This is a genomic window from Vibrio sp. 10N.222.48.A3, from assembly GCF_041475345.1.
Classification (GTDB): domain Bacteria; phylum Pseudomonadota; class Gammaproteobacteria; order Enterobacterales; family Vibrionaceae; genus Vibrio; species Vibrio tasmaniensis_A.
Map to the genome: position 1 here is coordinate 1 of NZ_JBFRVX010001268.1, position 1,207 is coordinate 1,207.

Below are 1,207 nucleotides of genomic sequence, written 5' to 3' on the forward strand. Positions count from 1 at the left end.
ACCTTATGAAGTACGCAAGACCAATGGGGTGACTTATTGGATCCTTGATTTCTCGATGCTGCATAAGAGTGACAAGACGATTGATCTTCGTGAAGCGCGCGATCTATTCCAACAAGCCTTTGCTGCGATTTGGGAAGGTGAATTAGACAGCGATGGTTTTAACCGCTTGGTATTGGGTGCGGGTCTTTCTGGCCGTGAAATCTCAATCTTACGTGCGTATGCGCGTTACATGCGCCAAGTGGGTTTCCCATTCAGCCAACAATACATTGAAGACACATTGTCTCATTACCCAGATCTAGCGAAAGGGTTAGTGAGCTTATTCGGCAAGCGTTTTGATCCTAAATTAAAGGGCAGCGCGAAAGGCCAACAAGATCTTATTAAGAAGATCACTGAACAGTTGGATCATGTAGAAAGCTTGGATGATGATCGTATCATTCGTCGTTACATGGAAATGATCACAGCAACGCTTCGTACTAACTACTACCAGTTAGACGACAACAAACAGTCTAAACCTTGGTTGGCTCTGAAAATGAGACCAAGCGAGATCCCAGATATCCCAGCGCCAGTTCCTGCGTTTGAGATCTTCGTTTACGCACCAGACATTGAAGGTGTGCATCTACGTGGCGGTAAAGTCGCTCGTGGTGGTTTACGTTGGTCAGACCGTCAAGAGGATTTCCGTACTGAGATTCTAGGCCTAGTTAAAGCACAGCAAGTTAAGAACACAGTAATTGTACCGGTTGGTGCAAAAGGTGGTTTCGTTTGTAAGCGTCAGCATACTATGTCTGGCCGAGACGAGATCTTTGCTGAAGGTCAACGTTGTTACAAGCGCTTCATCCGTGCACTACTAGACGTATCAGACAACATCATTGAAGGTGAGGTTATTCCACCTAAGAGTGTTGTTCGTCACGATGAAGATGACCCGTATTTGGTTGTTGCCGCCGATAAAGGTACCGCAACGTTCTCAGATCTAGCAAACTCAGTATCTGCTGAATACAATTTCTGGTTAGGCGATGCATTTGCCTCTGGTGGCTCTAACGGTTATGACCATAAAGCCATGGGTATCACTGCGAAAGGTGGCTGGGAATCTGTTAAACGTCACTTCCGTGAAATGGGCATCAACTGTCAAACAACGGACTTCACCGCTATCGGTGTAGGTGATATGGCGGGCGATGTGTTTGGTAATGGCATGCTGTTGTCTAAGCATATT

The 1,207-nt window shown here is 46.1% G+C and carries 1 protein-coding gene; it reads left to right on the top strand.

Features of this window, described 5'->3' with window-relative positions:
* A partial coding sequence (locus tag AB4653_RS25580) for an NAD-glutamate dehydrogenase domain-containing protein (protein WP_372105627.1) occupies nucleotides 1–1,207 on the top strand: 1,207 nt, incomplete at both ends.